The sequence below is a fragment of the Priestia sp. TGN 0903 genome (assembly GCF_050846855.1).
GTDB classification, from domain to species: domain Bacteria; phylum Bacillota; class Bacilli; order Bacillales; family Bacillaceae_H; genus Priestia; species Priestia zanthoxyli.
Genome location: NZ_JBOZGL010000001.1, coordinates 14,601 through 35,417, shown reverse-complemented (window position 1 = coordinate 35,417; position 20,817 = coordinate 14,601). Strand labels below are relative to the sequence as shown.

Below are 20,817 nucleotides of genomic sequence, written 5' to 3'. Positions count from 1 at the left end.
TGACTAACAATTCCTTACATATTTTATTGTACAAGTTGTATCATGCAAGTTATAGCAGCACTACATATTATACATCTTTTAATGAAGAAATCAACTTCTTTGTTTCAACTTAAAAAGACTATTTTTCAATAGCCTTTTTGTTCATCTATATGTATTCGCTTTAACATCCATTACTGCGCCATCTTTTAAAATCAAGATTCAAGCGTGATAAACTTTTTTCCAGTGCCAAAACCTCTTCTTCCGACCAATTTTCTAACACTTCAGCATAGGCTTGTTTACGCTTGCTTTGTACATGCTGCAAAATATCTTTCCCTGCATCCGTCATTTCAATTAAACTAATCCGCCCATTTTCTGGACTCGGAAAGCGACGAACAAACTGTTTAGTCTCAAGCGCAGATACTTGCCGGCTAGCTGTAGATAAGCTCAGCTTTAAATTTTCAGCTAATGCATTAATCCCGAGCGGACTGCGCTGATCTAGCTCGCTTAACAGTAAATACTCAGAACGGTCCAAGCTTCCAAGCTTAGGACTGTGCGTCGTTGTTAGACGAACAAGCAGCGCAATTTCGTGTTCAATGGTTTGCAGCGAGTCTCGCTTCACCTCTGTCTCCCCCTTTATCTCATGAAACATTCTGTACTTTTTAATATGTTTACTATACCGCAACCGTTCGCGTGAACCAACCTTTTTTCCGTTTTTCTTCTATTATATAGAAAGATATCATAGATGAGGTACATTTAATTCCAACATCACAGGACAGTGGTCGCTTCCCATTACATGCGGATGAATAGTAGCTTCTTGAATAACATCTTTGATTCTCTCCGAGACGATAAAATAATCAATGCGCCATCCTATATTTCGTTCTCTCACTTTGTTCATATACGACCACCACGTATATGCTCCTTCTTGATTCGGATACAAATAGCGAAATGTATCAAGAAATCCGCTAGCAAGAAGCGTCGTCATTTTTCCTCGCTCTTCTATGGTAAAACCAGAATTCCCTCGGTTTGGCTTCGGATTACGCAAGTCAATTTCTGCGTGTGCTACGTTTAAGTCTCCGCACAAAATCACCGCTTTACGGCTATTCAATTTGTTTAAGTACACGAGCAAATCGTCTTCCCATTGAAGCCTTTCTTCAAGCCTTGCTAAATCTCTTTTAGAATTTGGCGTATACACATTTACTACATAGCATTGTTCAAATTCAAGCGTAATGATACGTCCTTCGTCTTCCGATTCTTTATCCACACCGTATGAAACCGATAAAGGCTTCTGCTTTGTAAAAACAGCCGTTCCAGAATAGCCTTTTTTCACGGCGTAATTCCAATACTGATAATACCCTTCTAGCTGCAAATCAATTTGGCCTTCCTGCAGCTTCGTCTCTTGAATACAAAATACATCTGCATCCACTTCTTGAAAATAATCTAAAAAACCTTTTCGCACACACGCGCGAATGCCATTTACGTTCCAGGAAATCAACTTCATAAACTGTCCACGTTCTCCTCACTTGATTTATGTATCAGTGTTTAGTGTAGACAATTTTTTGCACGAGTTCAAATAATTTAAAGGGTACCCTTCTCTTTAAGGTATTCCTGATATTTCTTCTTATTTTATTTTCTGTACCTCAAACACTAGATACAAGAGGTGAAACATAATGTCAACAAACTACACGTATGAAAATAACGAACAAGTTTCTACTGTTTCTAAAAAAGAAGAGCATCCTACTAAAGAATGCGAAACACAGAATCAAACGGCGCTTACCAAAGAAGATTTTTCTTTAAATGATTCTGCCATTAAGCACTTCAGCAGATAGTGGCTCCGCAAAAATAGAGCTTGAGACATAGTTAAGTAGGCGAAACCTTCGTTTACCAAACCAATAAAAAGATCCGAACGATTTATCGTTCGGATCTTCCTTAAACTATTCCTACCCTAAGTTCTTTCTTTACGAAATAAAGCTGCGAATCGTATCTGCCACAAGTGCATGATCTTCTTCTTGCGACATACCTGATACGGTAATGGTTCCAATTACGCCGACGTTTTTAACCGAAATTGGAAATGACCCTCCTACTGCTTCGAATTCCTGAGGATTCGCTGCGTAAAACTGCGCGTAAGAACGATCTTTTAACTCGCAGTACAGCTTCATATAATACGAGCTGTGATGGTGACGAAGAACGGTGTTTGATTTTCGTTTTATCCATTCTTCATGATCGGGAATAGCCCCTTCCATCGCATGTTGAAAGAGAGTTTGACCATTTCGTTTAATACTTACGGTTACTGCCTTACCTTTTCTTTTCGCTTCATTAATAATGGCCGTGCCGATCTGTAACGCCTGGTCATTTGTAAATTGATGAAAGATTAGTTCTTTTTCCTGTTGAACTACTTTTTCAAGCAGCGTCTCTGTCGAATGATTACTCACTGTTTCTCGCTCCTTAGTTAAAATAAACCGCTCGTTTTTCTTTGCTGCTTTCAAATGCCGCTTCGATAACTTTAACCACGTCACGAGCTTCTTCTGCTGAAACCGGAAGCTCTTCTCCTCGAAGCAGGCTGTCGGCGATTTTTTGATAATACATTACGTAAGAACCGTGCAGCGTTTCAATTTCTGTTGTTTCTCCTTCCCCTGTTGTCAGCTTACCGTAGTGTTCAGGACGATCCGCTCCCCACGTATCATCCACAGGCTTCTTGCCAGCTCTTAGCATATCTTCTTGGCCGTCAATTCCGTATTTGATATAGCTTGCTTTTGTTCCGTGAACTTGAAAGCGAGGTCCGTTGCTTGGCACAATGGCGCTTGAATGTAAAATAACACGAAGAGAACCGTATCCAAGCACTAAGTGGAAGTAATCATCCGTGCGTGCATGATCTCGCTGCCCAAACACATCAGCTTGAACAAAGTCAGGCATTCCAAAAAGATGTAAAGCTTGGTCAATTAAATGAGATCCTAAATCGTAAAGCGCTCCTGACCCAGGTCCTTCATTTTCTCTCCAGCGGTCTCGAACAGCTGGACGATAGCGATCAAAATGAGCTTCATACATTTTTACGTCGCCTAATTTCCCTTCTTCAATCAGCTGTTTCACTGTCAAATAATCATTGTCCCATCTACGGTTATGATAGACGCTTAGTTGAACACCTTGTTCTTTTGCTAATTGAATTAATTCATTTGCTTCTTTTTCGGATACCACCATCGGCTTTTCAACAATTACGTGCTTACCTGCGCGTAGTGCGTCTTTCACCATTTCATAGTGCATGCCGCTAGGCGTTGTAATAATCACTAAATCAATGCTGTCATCTTCTAGAAGTTCAGACAGAGTGCTCACTACTTCAACATCTTCTAAGTCGCTCTTTACTTTTTCAGGATTTGAACTCATTACCTTTGAAATATGAAATTCGTCTAACACGCTTAAAAGCGGCGTGTGAAAGACCGTTGCTGAAAATCCGTATCCTACTAATCCTACTTTTATTTTTTTCATCGTTTTTCCTCTCCTTTATCAAAATCTGTGACGATAAGCCGCACTTGATTTTGTTCTATTTTTTCTTTTACATCCGCTTCTGGGTCTTTATTTGTAATTAAGATATCAATGTCGCTCATATCACATACTCGATGTAAAAATTCACGTTCAAACTTCGTATGATCCGCAAGCATAATCACTTGTCTTGCACATTGAATCATCTGTCTTTTTAAAAACGCTTCTTCTTCACTTGGAGACGTAATAGCATCTGCACCAACGCCGCACGTACCTAAAAACAGCTGATCTACTTTGTATTCCTGCAACGTAGAAATCGTTCTTGGCCCGGTGACGTTACGGTTTTTCCCGTTAAACTTGCCCGGCAGCAAAAACGTATCACACGGGGTATATTGATCGAGCAAATCCACATTATCAATGGAATTTGTAATAACGTTTACATGCTTTACATCCATATACTTTGCCATCAGTGCGATGGTAGAAGACGTATCTAAAAGCACGTCATACCCCTCCGACATTAACGCAGCTGCTTCTTTAGCAATTTGTTCTTTCGCTTTGGTAGGCGTTCGCTCACTGTAATCGATGATATGACTTGACGATAGCGTCGCTCCGCCTTTGACTCTCATAACCTCACCGTGTTCTTCAAGCTTGACTAAATCGCGTCTCGCCGTATCTTTTGAAACGGTGAACATATCACAAATTTCGTCTAATGTAATCGTGCGGTGTGTGTGAAGGTATTCAATAATCGCACTCATGCGCTGCTCTTGATACACCCGAATACCCTCCTTTTTTACTTTGATATGAGCTAATTGTAGCGCAAAGAAAAGTTAAAAACCAGAAAAAAACTTAAAAAAATTAAGTTTTTTGCTTTTTTAACTTAAATTATAAAAGTACACAAACGTCTTCTGGAAATAACTATCTTATTTTGGATAATACTTCTTTTATATCTGATACCCTTTCACGCTTTTGACTAATCGCTTATGATTTAGACTTCTAGCAAACAAACGTATGTGCAAAAAAAAGCGGGAATCTTTACGATTCCCGCTTTTTCGTTACATCTTATGTTCAAGCGCCTTGAAGTTTTTTTGAAATTGCTCCAAGCGAACAAGTCCTTCTTCACGAAGGCGTTTATTTTCTTCTTCAATTGCTTTTGTTTCCTGCATTCCTTTCATAATAATATTCCACGTTTGTTCCATCGTTTCTACTTTTACGCTAGGGGCACCGGACATTTTGGCGATTTTAACGCTTTGCTGTGAAATATTTTCTGCATTTCGAATGAGCAGTTCATTTGTACGTTTGTCTAATTCGTTCATCGACTCCGCTACTAAATTTTGACGCTTCGCTGCAATGGCATTAATAAGTCCATTTTTAAAAATAGGAATCGTTGTAATAAACGCCGAATTGATTTTCCCGATCAGCTTTGTATTTCCTCGCTGCAGCATACGGATTTGAGGAGCGGATTGATAAGATACTTGTTTTGCCATTTCTAAATCATATAATCGCTGCTCCATCAGCTCAACTGCATTTTTTAAGGTTTGAAGCTCCATTGCAGCCAGCTGATTTCCACTCGACGCTCTTTCTTCAAGCACCTTTAGCTCTTGTTTTAACTCTTCTACTTTCACTTCGCCCGCTACAATGTATTTTTCAAGCTCCATATAATACTGATAGTTTTGCTCGTAAAGCTGTTCAAGCGTTGTGGTCGAATGCTTCATTTCCGTTTCATATTTTGTAATCTCTACATATACTTTATCAATTTCAGAGCCCATTGTTTCATATTTTTGAAACAGCTTATCCACTATTTTTTGACCGCGTTTAAAAAGCTTAGAGAAAAACCCTTTATCTTCAACAAAATCCTTTGCATCAAATTTATCCATAATTTTTCCAAGCTGCTTTAATAATTGACTGGACTCTTCCATGCTAGACGATTTAATTGTACTAAGCACTTTTCCGGAAAACGAGGAAATTTCATTAGCTGTTTCTTTCCCGTATTCAAGCAGAGCCAGCTGATTTTTATAATCAATTTGTTCTGCTAAGCGACGTACTTCCGGCTCTTCTCGCAGTTTTGCTTTTACTTCGTTAGGCTTTGTTTCTAAAACTTCTTCGGCTTCGTTTACATCTAAAGGCTGTAATTCGTTTGTTGCCATTTAAAAACCCTTCTTTCTTTAAAAGATTCGTTTTAACCATTTTTGAATGAGCGACGGCTCTTTGAATTCTTCATTAAAGCTAATATCTTCTAGCCAGTGCATATCGAAATACTTTTCTTCGACGAACGCTTCTATATCCAGTTGACCCGTCGGATTAAAGAGAACAATATCAACGCCGAATTCATTTAATAGAAGCAGTAAAGCTGCATCTTCACGCGTAAACGCTTCTCGTTCATTTCCATGATAAATAATGAGACGGGGTACATGCTGCGTATAATCAAACTTTTGAAGCATGCGAAGCACGTTGTTTGGAAGCTTCAACGACTGATTAAACAAGTACATTTGATGCTGATACGCATCTTCATGATCTAACCGAAGAAGCTTTGAATGTGCACAGTACCTAGAAATAGCTGCAGCGAGCCCTTGCTGAAGCCCGATAGGCAGCTCTTTATAGCGCCACCAGTTGCTTTCAATCATTCTATCAGGACTGAGCGTGCCATCACTTCCGAGAGCTCCTTGATAGTGAAAGTGATTATTTCCTTCTATTTTTTTAGCAAAAGGAACAGAATCAATCGTCAGAGCTAACTCATCTTCCGTTTGCATGAGCTCATGAACTTTACTCCAGTACTCTTTTCGGTTTTTAGAAATACCAAGTACTTTTGAAAACAAGACCGGCACGTGTACATATGGCTTGGACACTTGAAAATTAGGACGAATAAACGCCCGTTCTCTCATTAATAAAAAGATTTCATCATACGTCGTTTTAAGAGTAACTGAAGTTGGAAAATACGAACGAAATTGCCAAGGTTTATACAGCATGGACTCCTCTGAATGAAGCACTTGCTCAATTTCTTGAGAAGCTCGAAATGCTACCGTACCTTTTCGAACCGGTTTATCCGTTGGAAAAGGTACAAGAGAGCTAGTAGAAGGAAACGTATAAACCGTTGTTAAGTGCTGATTCTTATCTACTTCTTTTAAATTATCCTTTCCTTCTGGATGAAAGGTAAGGACGTCAAAACCTAGTAAAATTAAATAATGGAGAAAATACTGCTCGCTTTTATTTGCATCCCCATACCACATGATGCGAGGCGCGTGCTCAGGAAATGCTTTATCGACCATCCAAGGTTTTACATGATTCCACTGCCACTTTATTAAATCGATTAATACACGTTGAAAATGCCCGTCCATAAAGCCCTCTTCGTGCTGTTCTTTAAAACACGTTAACGTTTCAATAAATTTTTCACGTACTCTTCTATGTATAGCGGGATTTTCTGACTTCACGATCAGCTTTTTCCCTTCTAAAAAAGCAAATAGCCGATTGACAGAAAGGCCGCGTTCTTCTTGATTAATTTTAAGGATCGTTTGTACTTCTTTTAATCTATTATTAGAAATGGACTTATCAAGCTTATCGTGCAGGACAAGGATCGATGGTGATGAATGCGCAAGTTCATAAAGAAAATCTGCGTACTCGTCCGCATCAAGATGAGTGCCTAAATAGCTGCCTGCCACTTGTTTATAGGTAGTTTGCTGCTCATTTTGTATAAAGTCACCTCGCAGAGAAACATCCTTAGAAAAAAGAGAAGTTCCATCCTCCTCGTTAAGATTAATCATATGAGGATCAATTAATTTACTCACACCTTACAGCTCCTTTCTTTTCAGACATATACATGCTAAAAAGAAAGGGTACTCGTTAAAGCACCCTTTCTTTTTCATTTATCGCATGCCTTTTTTATACGGATAGTCCGTAGTTGCGGCAAAGATCGGCCAATCCGCCAGAAAAACCGCTGCCAATGGCATTAAATTTCCAGTCGTTTCCGTGCTTGTATAGCTCACACACCACAACAGCTGTTTCGATTGAAAAATCTTCGCCTAAATCATAACGAAGCACTTCTTCATTTGTTTGGGCGTCAATGAGACGAACAAACGCGTTGGATACTTGTCCAAAGTTTTGTCCGCGAGCATCTGCGTCGTGAATCGTGACGCTAATTCCGATTTTTTCAACGTGGTCAGGAAGAAGAGAAAAATCAACGGCGATTTGCTCATCGTCTCCATCTCCTGCACCTGTACGGTTGTCACCGGTATGCTCCACAGCTCCGTTTGGACTTTTTAAATTGTTGTAAAAAACAAACTCTTCGTCATTTACAACTTGGCTTGATTTATTGGCTAAAAATGCACATGCATCTAAATCGAAGTCCTGAGACCCAGCATATTTATTTGTATCCCACCCAAGACCTACTATTACTTTTGTTAAGCCTGGGTTCGTTTTGGTTAGGTCAATGCGCTGACCTTTTGATAAAGAAATTGACATAAAAACATCCTCCGTACATTTTCTTACTTTAATGATTAGGCGTTTAAACCAAAGTCGTTTACAAGTGCCGCCAAGCCGCCTTGATAGCCGCTGCCAATGGCATTGAACTTCCATTCTCCACCGTGTCGATACAGCTCGCCTACCACGACCGCTGTTTCAATCGAGAAGTCTTCACCTAAATCATAACGAATTAACTCTTCGTCATTTGTTGCATTTAAAATACGAACGTAGGCGTTGCTTACTTGGCCAAAGTTTTGACCGCGTGCTTCCCCTTCATGGATCGTAATGGTGAACGCAATACGTTCAATAGATTGAGGCACATTTTTCAAATCTACTTGAACCTGCTCATCGTCTCCTTCACCTACGCCTGTACGGTTATCTCCGGTATGTTCAACCGCTCCGTTTGCACCCGTCGTATTGTTGTAAAAAATAAAATCAGATTCTGAAACGCATTTTCCCGCTCCGTTTAATAAAAAGACAGATGAATCTAAATCAAAATCGTTTCCACCGTCATACTTATTTACATCCCACCCAAGACCTACTACTACGTTTGTTAATCCTGGATTCGTTTTTGTTAAATCTACTTTTTGTCCTTTTGAAAGATTAATAGCCATTTCGTTTCCCTCTTTTCTAGTTGTTTATTTTGTATATTTGTTTGCAATTTCAGCCAATCCAGTATCTCTCGTTGCATCTCCAGTTGCTGAAAACTTCCACTCTTTTCCGTCTCGATAAATTTCACCTGCAAATAAAGCTGTTGCTCCTGAATGGTCTTCAGATAGATTAAAGTGTACAAGCTCTTCGTTTTTAGCGCTGTCCACAACACGGATAAAAGCATTTTTAATCATACCGAAATCTTGGTTTCGCTCAACACACTGATAGATGTTGACTACAAACACAAGTTTATGTACGTTTCCAGGAACATTTTTTAAATTAACAAAAATTTGTTCATCGTCCCCTTCACCTGCTCCGGTAAGATTATCGCCTGAATGCTTGACGCTTCCACAGTTACTATGACGATTCCCAAAATACACAACGGCTGAGTTACTTACAAGCTTATCGTTCGAATTGAGCATAAGAACAGATGCATCGCAGTCAATCTCTGGGCCGCTTCCTCCAAAACCAAAAAAGCTGCGTTTTTTTACAGGATCCCATCCTAATCCAACCGTAATAGAAGATAACCCTTCTCTTCCCTTTGTTAAATCAATTTTCTGCCCTTTTTGTAGATTAATAGCCACGTTTATTTACTCCTTTACTATAGCGAACACATTCTTTTACAGGTTCTATATAACTTTACATAATAGCGTAGATAAATGAAAAAATAGTGAAATCTTTGATACTATTTTTAACGTTTACGTAAGTCTTCTTATGGAGAGAATACCACAATTTGGTGATTGTTTCAAAAATTAAGCTATGTTTTATAACGTAAATTCATTGACTGAGAGTTTAAAATTTAAGTTAAACTATTAAAAAAAGGCTGTCTCTAAACCGGAAATCCGAGTTATGAGACAGCCTTTTTTGGCTTATTGAGCTATTTTTAAAGTCGGTTCTTGCTGTTCAGCTGTTTTAGCAGCTGCCACGTTTTGAATACGGCCTTCAGCTTTGTATTCAAACGGGCTCTGAAGTGTTTTAATATAGTTTACCGTTGCTTGTAAATCTTCTGGTCCCACTTCCATATCTGACGAAAGTGCACCAATACCATACTTTTCATTTCCGTACATGTAGTTATTCACTACTACCGTATATTCTTTTTCTTTGTCGATTTTACTTCCATCTGGTAGCGTAATATCGACTACTTTATTTGTGCTTCCATCCCACGTATAGTTAAAGCCTGCAATATGGAAATCTAGTCCAGATGATGTAATTTGATTATTTAACACCGTTTCTAAATCCGCTCCTCTTAGCTTTACTTTATTTAAGACGTTGCCAAACGGCTGAATCGCAAACAAATCACCGTATGTCACGTCACCTGCATCAAGCTGTGAACGAACGCCTCCGCCATTCATTAACGCAAAGTCAGCGTTCATTTCTGCTTTCATACCGTCAGCAATTAAGTTTCCAAGCGCGATATCACCTGTTGCTCCGCTAGAAGGATAGCCTTTTGCCAAATCTGTAGATGAATTCCCAACCACTTGTGCTTTAATAGGCGCTGCTAAATCTTCGTACTTTTTCATAATGCTTGAAACTTCAGGATCTGGCGTATAGTCTTTTTGGTATACGGTCACAATTTTTGCATCTTTTTTCACGATGTCACCCGTGTTATCAATTTCAACGTCTACGTCAGAAAACGCTGAGCCGTATGAATAAGCTTGAACGATTAGTTTGTTATCTACTACTTTGTTGTTGTATACGTGATTGTGAGCTGAAAAGATCACGTCAACTTCATCGTCAACTTTTTTAGCGATATCTGCTGCATCAAACTCGGTAGACGTTCCATTTTGATTAGATGGATTATGAGCAAGTACAACGATTGCTTTAATACCCTTATTTTTCAGCTCTGCCGTATATTTATCAATTGCTTCTGCTTCGTCCGTAATTTTTAAGTTTTCATTTCCTTTACGAACAATCATGCTTGGCGTTTCTTGTGTTACAACGCCGATGAAGCCGATTTTCTTGCCGCCTACTTCTTTTATCGCATAAGGTTCTGTAATTAATTTATTCGTTGACGTATCATAAGCATTTGCCGCTACTACTGGGAAATTCATGCCGTCGTATCCTTTTGTTCCTTTTGGATGGTCTCCGCCTTCAATCATACGGTGAAGCTCAGCAATACCTTCATCAAACTCATGGTTTCCAAGCGTCCCTACATCAAATCCAAGCGATTCCATCACTTCAACCGTTGGCTCGTCTTGAAACAGCGCTGAAACTAGCGGACTTCCGCCAATCATGTCTCCTGCATGAACTAAAAGCGTATTCGGATTTTCAGCTTCTTGTTTACGAATAGCTGCTGCTGTATATTTCATATTTCCAGCTAACAGCGATTGGCCATTTGAATTGATTTTTGTATCTGTATCGAGCTGACCGTGAAGGTCGTTCATGCCTAACAGCTGAATCTTTGTATTATCTTTTGATTCGCCGTTTAAATTAATTTTGTAAATGCCGAATCCTTTGTCGTCCGTTTTATTTGTATACGTAATGTTACTTCCTTCAGTTAAATAGCTTTCTCCGCGCGGTGAGCTTGTGAACGTCACGTTAGCCGTTCCTTTAATTGGTGCAATGGACCAGTTATCATCAGCTGTCGGCGTAATTTCTTTTTGTTCGGTGATGTAGTCCATTAGAATTTGACGGTTTTCATCCGCTGAATCCACCACAAGCTCGCTTCCTTTTAGACCAGGGAAGTTTCCGCCTCCGCCAGCTCGGTAGTTATTTGTCACAACGATAAACTCTTGATTCGGGTCAACTGGTTTACCGTTATACGTTAAGTTAACAACTCGGCTTGAATCTGCGTGAATCACGTTTCCATTCACATCGTATTTTGCTGGTTTTGTCACGTCGATTTGGTATTGAACGCCGTCAATGACGTCAAAATTATAAACAGGGAAGCTTGGGTTTAATAATTCCTGCTCTTCTGTTTTGTTCGGTGTAATTTGATTAAACTTACCGGCAGACATATCAATCCAGTCTTTTACCACAGAACCCTTTACTTTGACCGCTTTTAACGTGTTGTCATATAGATACAGGTCGCCTGCGCTTCGAATCGTTAAGTCACCTTTTTTAATTTCCGTATATTCATCAACGCCGTTTCTTCCTGCTTTAAAAGGGGCTCCCACTGATAAAATCGGAAGGTCTTTATATTCCGGCTTGTTTTGAGAAACGTATTTTTCCACGTAGTCTTTTTGTGCATTTGTTACAACTTGAATAGAGGGATCATCTTTCACAAGAGAAAAATAGCTGTGAATATCATCCGTCGTTTTACCGATGGGTGTGTTCACATATTTAACCGTTGTATCGTGATCTTTTTGAACTGCTTTAACAACACCTTTATCCGGTTCTACCGTACTTTGCGTAACCGTTTTCCCTGACGCATCTTTTACGTCTTTATACGTTTCACGCGTGGACGATTGAGAGTTTACTACTTTCCATTTTCCTTTTTCTTCTTTTAACGTTAAGTCAATTAAGCCAAGTGACCCTCCGCCGTAACCTGCTTGGACAGCCGGAACGCCGTTGATTGTTCCTTTTGCATTATCAACGCCAGGAAGAGGCTTTTTATCTGCTCCAAGGAACAAACCGTCTAGCGAAGCTTCCGTTTTAGCAGGGAAGACTTTATGCGTATGCGAAAACGTAATAGCATCAATGCCTTTTACTTCACTTAATGAGTAAATGACATCTTCCGTGTTTTGCTTGTTGCTGCTAAACCCGGAGTGAGCCATCGCGACAACTACGTCCGCGCCTTTTTTCTTCATTTCTGGAATGTACTTGTTGGCTGTTTCCACAATGCCTTTTGTAATGACTTTTCCATCAAGGTTTGCTTTATCCCAATCGTTAATTTGAGGAGGCACAAAGCCAATGAAACCAACTTTAATCGTTCGTTTCTTTCCATTTTCATCGACGACTTTTTTATTCATAATTTTATACGGCGTAAATTTATTTTTGTCGTTTTTCGGGTTGTTGTCATGATCATCAACGTAAACATTGGCATTTATGTAAGGAAAGTTCGCGTCGTTATACGCTTCTGTTAAGAAGTCTAATCCATAGTTGAACTCATGATTTCCAAGTGTTGCAATATCGTAATCCAGCTGATTCATGGCTTTAAATACAGGATGAACTTCACCTTTTTTCAGCGGGTTAATCTTGGCTTTATACGTGCCTAGAGGCGTTCCTTGAATGAGGTCTCCGTTATCTACTAATAAGCTGTTTTTTACTTCTTTTCGAGCATTTTTGATTAAGGTAGCGGTTTTAGCTAAACCTACTTTTTCATAAGGGGCGTCTTTGAAATAATCATAGTTTAATAGATTCGTATGAACATCAGTTGTTTCCATCAGGCGTATATTCACAAGCGCATCTTTTTTATTGTGGCCTTGATGCTTACTTTGCTGTGAGCTTTGTCCAGGGTGACGTTCTTCTGCTCCTGCCTGTGTAGTTAGAAGCGGCATTGATAATAAAGAAAGTGCCAGTGATGTAGTTAGTATTTTCTTCGTTTTGCTGCGTTTGTTCTTTTTCATCTACCATTCACCTTTCAAGTAAGTTATCATCGCTATAAATCTAGCAACTGTTCAAAAATAGTATAGCAGAAAAGATTTATAAAGGATGTAAATTTTTTGATTTTTTAGTAAACCATTTGTATGCGTTTTATTAACTTTTTGTAAACCGAAAAATTTTTTTTAGTTTCTCTCTTTAAAACAAAGGACTATAGTTTTTATTAATTGGATGAACCCTCCTTTTTAAATGAGTCTTATTACCTAATACATCAACGTTCCTACGTTCTCTTTTCATTCAAAAAAAATTTATTTCAAGCGGTGTGTATATATGTACTATACATAGGATATGAAAAGCAGACATTAAGTTTGTCACAGCTTCTAACAAAATTTCGTAGATATAAAAAAGAAAGAGAAGGTTTTGTCTTCTAATAAATAGATATATTTATATAATTTTACATTTATAACATGGAAACGAGATTGAATTATAAGGCATACCTACTATATCAATCCAATCTAAAGCATCTATACACATGAAACCTACGTTCATCCTACAAATAAAAAAATCCGAACGAAGTTGATTCTCCATCAAGAATCGTGATTCATCGTTCGGATTTTCTTCAATTAGCACACTTTTGTCCCAGGTTTGTTTTTTTACTGACCTAATTCTTTAATTTGTTTCATAATACTTGATACATCTTGAATTGATTGAAACAATTCACTGTTTTTTAGCGCTTCTGGATTGAAGCTGCCATCCTTTATATTGGCTTCATACGCTTCAATTCCACTAATGATTTTTTCGTTTTGCTGAACAAGCTGATCGTGCACATCAGAAGCGATGTCAGGAGCTTTGGTTTGATTAAATTCTTCGGCTTTCCCTTTCATTTCCTGCAGCTTTTGCTCGAGCTTTTTTATTGCCTCATCGTCATTAACAGCTTTTTCCGCTAGAGGCGGTATTTCTTCAGCAAACTTTTGAGCTTCACTCACGTAATCTTTCGCATTGTTTGCGTAGTTCAACGTACTGCTTGTATCTTCAAGAAAAGAACAGCCGCCGACCATAAAGAGAACAGCAGTTGACATGACCAGCATCCACTTTTTCACTTAGCACTCAACCTTTCTTATTTTCTTTTCTGCTATCTTCTTTTCGATTTTCGTTTCTTTAACTCTTTCATAATAATCGGTACAGCTTTTTTTATTCCTTTTTTTACAGCGGGGCTTTTTAACAGTCTCGATAGTTTTGACATTTTTAAGCTCCTCTCTTCTTTTGAAATAACAAAAAACACCTTTACCATATGTGGTAAAGGTGTTTGTATCCAGACCTTTACCAATGGCAACATTGGCAAAGGTCTCGCTAACAATTTGCATTGTCAATAAAGCCGGAGATAATAATCTCGAAATGACGACTTTACTGCAAGAGCTACTCCCCTTTGAGCAAAACAGCATTTTTTGTTAACACAATCATAACGTATGTTCCTGATTATCGTCAACTTATATGGAATTAATACACATCTTTTTTGGTAAATACCAGAAACGACACGAGCAGCCCGGCAAGTCCCCAGATGGTTAAAACACCTAAGGAAAATCCTAGTGTCATTCCTTCAGTCGGAGGAGCTGTGCCTTGCAGGTAAGAAGTTAAATTTAAATTGACCATAAACAAGTATTTAGCTGAATTCCACGAAGAAACCATACTGCTTAAAATCGTACCTGCAATCAAACAAGCAAGCATCACCCCCATGCCAGCAGCCGTACTTTTAATTAAAACGGACAGCATAAAAGCAAGCGTCCCAACCACCAGTGATACAAACCAAGCAAGGCCAAATTCCATTAAAATATATCTCCACTGCGAAATTAAATGAACGTCCGCTGTATTCAAATCATTGCCCTGCACGCTAAATCCCGTAAGAATAGGCGCTGTCCAGCCTTTAAATCCAAATACAACGCCAGAAATGAGATACGACAAAACGCCAAACATTAAAATTAAAAACGAGACGGACATGACGAGCGTGATGTATTTACTAAGCAGGATTTTCCACCGTTTCACAGGCCTCGTCAACAGTACCTTGATGGATCCCAAGCTGTATTCTGAAGACACTAAATCCGCTGCAATAATCATAATCATTAGCGGCAGCAAAAGCTGAATGGCGTTTTCAATGAACCCTCGCACAAACGTTGGGGCTCCTGGTTCCGAAGGATTAATATCGTTATCTAAGTAATACTGCTGCTGCGCCACGCGAATTTCAAGCTGCTTGCGCCAATCATCTGAAATTTGGCTTCCGCTCAGCCGGTTTTGCGTATCGATAATTTCTTGCTGCAGCGTACTGCGCCAATCGGTCGTTCCTAGCTTTTCTTGAAGGCGCTGCGTTTCGCGAAGCTGAGCATAGGTGAACATGGAAATCAAAACGCCCATAATAAGGGTAACGATTAACAGGCGCTTTTTTCGAACGAGCTTGATCATTTCATTTTGAACCAAACTAATCAATCGATTCGCCTCCTGTCATTTCGATAAATAAATCTTCAAGAGTCGGAAGCTTTCGGTTCATTTCTTTTACCGTTACTCCTGCTTGAATGAGCTGTTTGTTCCACTCTCCCACTTCAGCTTCCTCATAAAACGTCGTGACATATTCTCCCTGCACTTGCACAAAGTCCGTCACTTGTTTTAAGACGTCTATTCCCGCTGGCTGCGGATCTAGCTTCCACAGTAAGCGCTCCTGCTGAGTTAACAGGGTCTTCACCGATTCTGTGTGAATAACTTCTCCTTTTGCAATAATCGCTACTCGGTCACACATCAGCTGAATCTCGCTCAGCAAATGACTCGATACTAAGACGCTTAGACCTTCACTTTCAGCTAAAAAGCGAATAAATTTACGCATATCCCGAATCCCAGATGGGTCGAGTCCGTTCGTTGGCTCATCTAAAATGAGCACTTTTGGTTTTCCGAGAAGCGCTTGCGCAATTCCTAAACGCTGCCTCATGCCTAACGAATACGTGCGAACTAAGTCGTGGATGCGCTCTTGCAAGCCAACTAATGCCACAACTTCATGAATGCGTTCTTCCGTCATAGAAGGAATCATACGTGAAAAATGCTGCAGATTTTCCCAGCCGCTTAAGTATGGATACAGCTCAGGATTTTCAACAATACAGCCGATATGCTCCATCGCTTTTGTAAACTGCTTTGATACGCTGTATCCACAGATAGAAATGGAACCAGCCGTCGGGCGAATCAAGCCAACAAGCATTCGAATCGTTGTCGTTTTACCGGCTCCATTGGGTCCTAAAAAACCGAACACTTCGCCTCTTTTTAATTCAAAATCAATATTTTTGATGATTTCACGTTTTCCTATTACTTTTCTCAGTCCTTTTACGGAAAGTGTTACTTCACTCATATCATTCCCTCCCTTACCACGTAATAAGCGATGCTACACGTTCTGCGATCAGCTTGTAGCCTTTTGCATTCGGATGAAACTTATCAGTATATAAGTAGTCATCTACCTTTAACTGAAACAAATCAAAGGTCGGAACAAAAACAGTTTGCTTATAATTAGCGCTTAATTCACTGCTTTTATAATTCCATTCCCGTACAATAGCCGTTGTCGTTTCTGCATCCTGCAGGTTACTAAACGGATTATATAAACCAATTAAAAAAATCGTTGCGTCTTTATTTGCCGAACGGATGCTTTTTAAGATGCTGTCTACGTTTTTTAAATAGTCATTTTCTAGCTTTTGAATATTGTTTTTATTTAAGTTTTGCAGCGTTTGTCCACCTTGAAATAAGTCATTTCCACCAATCGTAATCAACACGGTATCTGCAGACTTAATCTGCCGCTGAATTTGCTGCTGCTTTACTTGACTTGCCAGCTGCGAAGACGTTTGACCTTTTATTCCAAAGTTACTTAAGAGGATTTTTTTCTTCGTTTTTTCTTCAAGATTATCTTTTAAATACCCAACGTATCCTTTCCCCGCTGCGTCTCCTGTTCCTCTTGTCAGTGAATCTCCTAAAGCAACAATCGTATAATTTTTGGTGCTTTTGTTACTGCTGCTTGTTTCTTGCTTCGGCTTTGGCATTTCTTTTACAGTAGCTTTTGAGGCGCTAACATAATCATAAATAGACATTCCAAGCCCTGCTGCAAACAGCAGACACGAAATAATTGAAATAAAGGATACGATCCATACCCACTTTCCTTTCGCTTTCACTGGCTGCACTCCTTTTCGTCTTTTTAGTTATCTTTTTTTAGAGCTTCAACTGTTTTTAGTAACGCCGACCAGTCTAAATGACCCCAGCCATTTTCGACCCCTTGTTCATAGTGACCTTTCACAAGCTCTCCTAACGGAAGCGGCGCGGACACTTTTTTGGCTGCATCAATAGCCAAGTTTACATCTTTTAATCCAAGCTCCAGCTTAAATCCGGCTGGATCAAAGTCTCTTTTAGCAATTAAATTGCCGTAATTTTTATACACAGGAGATGCAAATAAGCTGTTAACCACTTCAAGAAACTGCTCCGCTTGCATCCCGTACTGCTCTACCATGACTACTGCTTCAGAAACAGCTTCTAACATCGATACTAGTAAAAAATTATTGCCAAGCTTAGCTACATTTGATAAGTAAGGCTCGTCTCCTACAGTAAAAATAGTTTGACCAATCGCTTCAAACAGCGGCCAAACGTGCTCTCTTGCTTCTTTATTACCTGCAACTATTACTTTGAGAGCCGCAGCAGCTGCTGCGTCGGGGCGCCCTAAAACGGTCGCTGCAACAAAATGCTGTCCTGATGCAGCATGTGCGCTTGTTAATTTTTCGGACAAATCTACGCTAATAGTACTCACAGAAACGTGAATACCGCCTTCTTGGAGGCCTGCAAGTATACCGTCTTGTGACATCGTTACTTCTTCTAAAGCCTCGTCATTGGAAAGAATCGTAAAGACAAGATTCGCTTCTTGTGCTGCTTGGGCAGGTGTCTCTACAACCTTTGCTCCTTTTTTCACAAGACTTTCCGCCTTTGAAGCAGTTCGGTTATAAATCACAAGTTCATGACCCGCTTTTATCATATTTTCCGCCATCGGTAATCCCATATTTCCTAAACCAATTAAACCCACTTTCATCTTTACCACTCCATTTCAGCGCTCAGTATGTACATTTATACTTGTTTTCTACCTTTAGAAAAACCATATTTTCATTATTATATAACTACAGTAAAAGCGAATACAAAGAATAGCCTTTCTAAAATGTTCAAAATGTGACATTTTTTAGACGTGTCTTATGAAAAACTTGTCAAAAAAATACGGATAGTTTTTAAATAAAGCGCTTGCAAGCATAGGAAATTTCTGCTAAGATATAAGAGAATTATTTTTGTTCGGTGGGGATGTATGAGTATTGTCACTTTTCGTCTTTAGATTTGAGCAAGAATAGTACCACAATGTGCGAGTCCGCACGAGGAGGCAACAATTATGGAACAAGGTAAAGTAAAATGGTTTAACGCAGAAAAAGGTTTTGGATTCATCGAGCGCGAAGGTGGAGACGATGTATTCGTACACTTCTCAGCAATCCAAAGCGAAGGCTTCAAATCTTTAGACGAAGGTCAAGCTGTAACATTTGACGTAGAACAAGGTCAACGCGGACCTCAAGCTGCTAACGTTCAAAAAGCATAAGAAACACAACATATCAGAAACAGATCCTTTAAAGGATCTGTTTTTTTGTGTACAAACATAAAAAAGCCCTGTTTTTCAACAGGGCCAGTCGGTACAAATACAGAAGTAAAGTTAATGGTACTCTTAGTATAGCACAAGATCATAACAATCTATACGAAATAATAAAATAAAACTTTCATCCGGCACGTTTAGCTATGTTTATAGCTATTCCAGACTCTCTAGGGCGCTCGCAAATCGTTTAATTCCTTCTCGAATAACCTCTTCTTCCCCTCTGCCAAACGTAAAGCGAATAGCTCCGCTTTGAGAACTCAGCACGCTTCCTGGGACAAAGGCCACTCCTTTTTTAAGCGATTCTTCCAATAGACGATAGTCATCGACCGGCTGATTCACTTTGCACCATAAGTGAATCCCGCCTTGAGGCGAATCGAAAGATACTTTTGATCCAAGCAATTCGTTCAGACTCGACGACAGGGCATACTCTTGCTTTTTGAGCTCTTGTCTAAGCTTTTCAATATGAGAAGAAAACGTAGGAGAATCTAAGAATTGATAAGCAATCCACTGCGGAAAGATGCTGTGACCAAAATCAATTTGCTGCTTAGCGTCTGCCAGGCGCTGAATTACTTGCTCCGGCCCCACTATCCATCCAATTCGAAGGCCTGATGCAACAATTTTAGAAAGCGAGCTGATATAGAGGACATTTCCGTTCTCGTCCATCGATTTCAGCGTTTGATGTACATTTCCGTCAAATGCCGTGAGTGAATAAGGATCATCTTCAATAAGCGGAATGCCGTATTCTGAAGAAAGCTCTAAAAACCGCTTTCGACGCGCTTCTGATAACACAATACCGGTCGGGTTTTGATAGTACGGATTTAAAAAAATCATTCGAATGCGATGCTTTTTATGTAATTCTACTAAGTCGTCCGGGTTGGCTCCATTTTTATCTACAGGCAGTAAAAACGTTCGTAGACCTGCTGATTGAAAGAGCGGCAGTGAATAGCTATAGGATGGATCTTCAATCGCTACTGCATCCCCTGGCTTTAACAAACACTGCACAATCAAATGAAGTGCTTGCTGTGCACCTGATGTAATTAGAATAGAATTGGAGTCAGTGGAGATTTTCCGGTACTCATAAACATGAGTAGCAATAGCATCGCGCAAACGTTCATTGCCGTGGGGATGATCATAGCCTAAATGTTCATTAAAAGGCATGCCCGCTAATATTTGCTGAAAATCTTCGCTTGGAAATAAGCTAGGAGCTAACTCTCCGCTGGCTAAGTTCACAAAATCTGTTCGCAAAGCCTCGCTTCTGATTCGCTGTACGAGCGGTAAATTAGGCAAAAATGAACCGTCTTCTACATATCTCCCCCAGTTTGGAATACGTTTTCGGGAAATTCCCCAGATGCTCGAACTCACTCGCGTGCCGCTTCCTTTTTTACGTTCTACGATTCCAAGTGCCTGCAGCTCTTCATAAGCAGCTACTACCGTGCTTCTGTTCACGTTGAGCTCAGCGGCAAGCGTTCGTTCTGATGGCAGCATAGAATCCGGTGGAAAAGCTCCCGATGAAATACAGCTTTCAATATATTCTGCAATTTGTTTATAAATCGCTTTTTTGCTAGCGCGATCTGGTCTCCAGTTCATGCGGCGTCAGTCCTTACATTTAAACTTTCTTAATTAGTAGTTTATCCTTTATCTCTCTTATCTTAAAGCAGTTTTATAAAAAAAGACCATCCAATTCGGTGTTTTTTTGCTCATCCACTTTATCAAAAATTATAATAGTAGCTATTTTTCATTTTTAGGTATTTTAGTTTACATAATAATTTTATAGTTAATCATATTGAATGAATTTCACCATGAAAAAGAGATTGAGACATAACCACACCAGTCCAATCTGAAGACGAACAAATGGGATACATGAGCTCATATGGGTTGCTTGGTACACCACATTTGATTTCCGTGCAAGACTTCGCTTTCCGCGGGCGGCCGGTGAGCCTCCTCGTCGCATACGCTCCTGCGGGGTCTCACCTATTCCGCTTTTCCCGCAGGAGTCTTCGCCTTGCTCTCCAATCAACTGCTAGAAGCAACGAAATACATGAAAACTACATTCACCATGCCAATAAAAAAAACCCAAACGAAGTTGATTCTCC

At 39.6% G+C, this 20,817-nt stretch carries 20 protein-coding genes; 2 read left to right on the top strand and 18 right to left on the bottom strand.

Annotated features, from left to right (window positions below; translation table 11 throughout):
- Nucleotides 1-160 precede the first annotated feature (160 nt).
- Together ACRPLY_RS00185 and ACRPLY_RS00180 are read right to left on the bottom strand one after the other, a co-directional pair.
- A complete protein-coding gene (locus ACRPLY_RS00185; protein ID WP_014459764.1) occupies nt 161-598 on the bottom strand; it encodes a MarR family winged helix-turn-helix transcriptional regulator in 438 nt (145 codons plus the stop codon).
- A 117-nt stretch (nt 599-715) separates the two neighbouring features.
- Nucleotides 716-1,477, bottom strand: coding sequence for an exodeoxyribonuclease III (locus tag ACRPLY_RS00180; RefSeq protein WP_028413056.1), 762 nt, complete (start codon nt 1,475-1,477; stop codon nt 716-718).
- 169 nt (nt 1,478-1,646) lie between these two features.
- Here ACRPLY_RS00180 and ACRPLY_RS00175 point away from each other — a divergent pair, with 169 nt between their 5' ends.
- Nucleotides 1,647-1,805, top strand: a complete 159-nt coding sequence (locus ACRPLY_RS00175; RefSeq protein WP_165635279.1) for a hypothetical protein — start codon at nt 1,647-1,649, stop codon at nt 1,803-1,805.
- Between the two features lie 129 nt (nt 1,806-1,934).
- Here the strand turns inward: ACRPLY_RS00175 and ACRPLY_RS00170 are convergent, their stop codons facing one another.
- From ACRPLY_RS00170 to ACRPLY_RS00105, 14 genes are all read right to left on the bottom strand, one after another.
- On the bottom strand, nt 1,935-2,408 hold the full coding sequence (locus ACRPLY_RS00170) for a heme-degrading domain-containing protein (protein ID WP_208733411.1): 474 nt from the start codon (nt 2,406-2,408) through the stop codon (nt 1,935-1,937).
- Between the two features lie 13 nt (nt 2,409-2,421).
- The gene (locus ACRPLY_RS00165; RefSeq protein WP_154991223.1) at nt 2,422-3,456 is read right to left on the bottom strand and encodes an oxidoreductase; all 1,035 of its coding nucleotides are present in this window, start codon (nt 3,454-3,456) and stop codon (nt 2,422-2,424) included.
- Nucleotides 3,453-4,223, bottom strand: a complete 771-nt coding sequence (locus tag ACRPLY_RS00160) for a DeoR/GlpR family DNA-binding transcription regulator (RefSeq protein ID WP_033579226.1) — start codon at nt 4,221-4,223, stop codon at nt 3,453-3,455. The genes ACRPLY_RS00165 and ACRPLY_RS00160 overlap by 4 nt, the downstream gene beginning before the upstream one ends.
- Before the next feature lie 279 nt (nt 4,224-4,502).
- Nucleotides 4,503-5,594: a toxic anion resistance protein gene (locus ACRPLY_RS00155; protein WP_221817373.1), complete on the bottom strand. Its 1,092-nt coding sequence runs from the start codon at nt 5,592-5,594 to the stop codon at nt 4,503-4,505.
- Nucleotides 5,595-5,612: 18 nt separating this feature from the next.
- A complete protein-coding gene (locus ACRPLY_RS00150) occupies nt 5,613-7,229 on the bottom strand; it encodes a YceG family protein (protein WP_047750799.1) in 1,617 nt (538 codons plus the stop codon).
- 94 nt (nt 7,230-7,323) lie between these two features.
- The gene (locus tag ACRPLY_RS00145) at nt 7,324-7,902 is read right to left on the bottom strand and encodes a TerD family protein (protein ID WP_028408240.1); all 579 of its coding nucleotides are present in this window, start codon (nt 7,900-7,902) and stop codon (nt 7,324-7,326) included.
- 35 nt (nt 7,903-7,937) lie between these two features.
- A complete protein-coding gene (locus ACRPLY_RS00140; protein ID WP_432231453.1) occupies nt 7,938-8,516 on the bottom strand; it encodes a TerD family protein in 579 nt (192 codons plus the stop codon).
- Between the two features lie 24 nt (nt 8,517-8,540).
- Nucleotides 8,541-9,137, bottom strand: a complete 597-nt coding sequence (locus tag ACRPLY_RS00135) for a TerD family protein (protein WP_028408239.1) — start codon at nt 9,135-9,137, stop codon at nt 8,541-8,543.
- A 285-nt stretch (nt 9,138-9,422) separates the two neighbouring features.
- Nucleotides 9,423-13,061: a multifunctional 2',3'-cyclic-nucleotide 2'-phosphodiesterase/3'-nucleotidase/5'-nucleotidase gene (locus ACRPLY_RS00130; RefSeq protein WP_432231452.1), complete on the bottom strand. Its 3,639-nt coding sequence runs from the start codon at nt 13,059-13,061 to the stop codon at nt 9,423-9,425.
- Nucleotides 13,062-13,688: 627 nt separating this feature from the next.
- Nucleotides 13,689-14,135: a DUF6376 family protein gene (locus ACRPLY_RS00125; RefSeq protein WP_051418561.1), complete on the bottom strand. Its 447-nt coding sequence runs from the start codon at nt 14,133-14,135 to the stop codon at nt 13,689-13,691.
- Between the two features lie 397 nt (nt 14,136-14,532).
- Nucleotides 14,533-15,513, bottom strand: a complete 981-nt coding sequence (locus ACRPLY_RS00120) for an ABC transporter permease (RefSeq protein WP_014459751.1) — start codon at nt 15,511-15,513, stop codon at nt 14,533-14,535.
- Nucleotides 15,506-16,417, bottom strand: a complete 912-nt coding sequence (locus ACRPLY_RS00115) for an ABC transporter ATP-binding protein (RefSeq protein WP_014459750.1) — start codon at nt 16,415-16,417, stop codon at nt 15,506-15,508. Before ACRPLY_RS00115 ends, ACRPLY_RS00120 begins: the two co-directional genes overlap by 8 nt.
- Nucleotides 16,418-16,430: 13 nt before the next feature.
- Nucleotides 16,431-17,225 (bottom strand): GDSL-type esterase/lipase family protein, encoded by a 795-nt coding sequence (locus tag ACRPLY_RS00110; protein ID WP_014459749.1) that lies wholly within the window; start codon nt 17,223-17,225, stop codon nt 16,431-16,433.
- Nucleotides 17,226-17,248: 23 nt separating this feature from the next.
- Nucleotides 17,249-18,127, bottom strand: coding sequence for an NAD(P)-dependent oxidoreductase (locus ACRPLY_RS00105; RefSeq protein ID WP_033579232.1), 879 nt, complete (start codon nt 18,125-18,127; stop codon nt 17,249-17,251).
- A 345-nt stretch (nt 18,128-18,472) separates the two neighbouring features.
- On the opposite strand from ACRPLY_RS00105, the gene ACRPLY_RS00100 reads away from it, so the two are divergent.
- Nucleotides 18,473-18,673 (top strand): cold-shock protein, encoded by a 201-nt coding sequence (locus ACRPLY_RS00100; protein ID WP_013057405.1) that lies wholly within the window; start codon nt 18,473-18,475, stop codon nt 18,671-18,673.
- 204 nt (nt 18,674-18,877) lie between these two features.
- Here ACRPLY_RS00100 and ACRPLY_RS00095 read toward each other — a convergent pair whose 3' ends face one another.
- Nucleotides 18,878-20,311, bottom strand: a complete 1,434-nt coding sequence (locus ACRPLY_RS00095; RefSeq protein ID WP_430029713.1) for a PLP-dependent aminotransferase family protein — start codon at nt 20,309-20,311, stop codon at nt 18,878-18,880.
- A gap of 187 nt (nt 20,312-20,498) precedes the next feature.
- The gene (locus ACRPLY_RS00090; RefSeq protein WP_080754433.1) at nt 20,499-20,741 is read right to left on the bottom strand and encodes a hypothetical protein; all 243 of its coding nucleotides are present in this window, start codon (nt 20,739-20,741) and stop codon (nt 20,499-20,501) included.
- Nucleotides 20,742-20,817 lie beyond the last annotated feature (76 nt).

Bases quoted from the DNA above. Each gene is read 5' to 3' on its own strand.
- ACRPLY_RS00180 (WP_028413056.1), bottom strand. From the start codon at position 1,477: ATGAAGTTGATTTCCTGGAACGTAAATGGCATTCGCGCGTGTGTGCGA.
- ACRPLY_RS00175 (WP_165635279.1), top strand. From the start codon at position 1,647: ATGTCAACAAACTACACGTATGAAAATAACGAACAAGTTTCTACTGTT.
- ACRPLY_RS00165 (WP_154991223.1), bottom strand. From the start codon at position 3,456: ATGAAAAAAATAAAAGTAGGATTAGTAGGATACGGATTTTCAGCAACG.
- ACRPLY_RS00155 (WP_221817373.1), bottom strand. From the start codon at position 5,594: ATGGCAACAAACGAATTACAGCCTTTAGATGTAAACGAAGCCGAAGAA.
- ACRPLY_RS00145 (WP_028408240.1), bottom strand. From the start codon at position 7,902: ATGTCAATTTCTTTATCAAAAGGTCAGCGCATTGACCTAACCAAAACG.
- ACRPLY_RS00140 (WP_432231453.1), bottom strand. From the start codon at position 8,516: ATGGCTATTAATCTTTCAAAAGGACAAAAAGTAGATTTAACAAAAACG.
- ACRPLY_RS00130 (WP_432231452.1), bottom strand. From the start codon at position 13,061: ATGAAAAAGAACAAACGCAGCAAAACGAAGAAAATACTAACTACATCA.
- ACRPLY_RS00115 (WP_014459750.1), bottom strand. From the start codon at position 16,417: ATGAGTGAAGTAACACTTTCCGTAAAAGGACTGAGAAAAGTAATAGGA.
- ACRPLY_RS00105 (WP_033579232.1), bottom strand. From the start codon at position 18,127: ATGAAAGTGGGTTTAATTGGTTTAGGAAATATGGGATTACCGATGGCG.
- ACRPLY_RS00100 (WP_013057405.1), top strand. From the start codon at position 18,473: ATGGAACAAGGTAAAGTAAAATGGTTTAACGCAGAAAAAGGTTTTGGA.
- ACRPLY_RS00095 (WP_430029713.1), bottom strand. From the start codon at position 20,311: ATGAACTGGAGACCAGATCGCGCTAGCAAAAAAGCGATTTATAAACAA.